At 37.2% G+C, this 760-nt stretch carries 2 protein-coding genes; both read left to right on the top strand.

Annotation, left to right across the window (positions count from 1 at the left end; all coding sequences use genetic code 11):
• The first annotated feature begins 182 nt into the window (after window positions 1–182).
• Window positions 183–338, top strand: coding sequence for a hypothetical protein (locus ACFPYJ_RS26585; protein ID WP_379191270.1), 156 nt, complete (start codon window positions 183–185; stop codon window positions 336–338).
• The gene (mobC, locus tag ACFPYJ_RS26580) at window positions 292–573 is read left to right on the top strand and encodes a plasmid mobilization relaxosome protein MobC (protein WP_379191269.1); all 282 of its coding nucleotides are present in this window, start codon (window positions 292–294) and stop codon (window positions 571–573) included. The genes ACFPYJ_RS26585 and mobC overlap by 47 nt, the downstream gene beginning before the upstream one ends.
• The last annotated feature ends 187 nt before the right edge of the window (window positions 574–760 follow it).

Here is a 760-nt window from a genome sequence, read left to right as displayed (position 1 = left end):
CCAAGATTCGTAGTACTACTTGCTCCTTAAATGCTTTGTCAAACTTCTTCCGCTGCCCCATATTAAATTTGAGGAAGCAAGTATTGAATTTGTATATACAAATTCGAAAAAACGCTTGTTAGGGGTTCCCCCTAATACCCCTAAAATATGGGCTTCACCCAAACCCAAGGTGGTGAATCATTTTGAACAAAACCAATACAATTAATCTTCGCTTAACAGAAAAAGAACTAGAACATATCGATAAAAAAGCCGATATTGCGGAGTTGAAAACGAAGCCAATATATTCGAAAAATGGCGATAGAGGGATACATCATCAAACAAGATTTTTCTGCCGTTGAGCAGCTTGTTTACGAGGTAAACAAGATCGGCAACAACATTAACCAAATTGCCCGACGAGCAAATGAAATGGAGTATGTAAGTCTAGATGATATGAAGTATTTAAAAAAGCAGCTATACGACATTTCATTTATAAGCAAATCGAAAAATTTTACGATGGGGGATGATTCAATTGCCATACGTAAAACAAATCACGATAAGAACCACCTTGAATCGGTCTCTCAAATATATCGTTAATGATAAGAAAACCGACTACGGCTGCCTGGTAACGGGCGTGAATTGTGCGACGGATAACGAACTTGCTTATAAGCAGATGATCAAGAACAAGAAAAACCATGACAAAGAAAAAGGAATGATATTATCCCCTTCAAGTAGACACTCAGAAAAAAACCTTATGGTACCATAAGGAATGAGTGAACTTGGA

The organism is Paenibacillus solisilvae (assembly GCF_042656405.1).
GTDB classification, from domain to species: domain Bacteria; phylum Bacillota; class Bacilli; order Paenibacillales; family Paenibacillaceae; genus Paenibacillus_Z; species Paenibacillus_Z solisilvae.
Note: the sequence above shows the minus strand (reverse complement) of the source record. Positions and strands in the feature narration are given on the sequence as shown.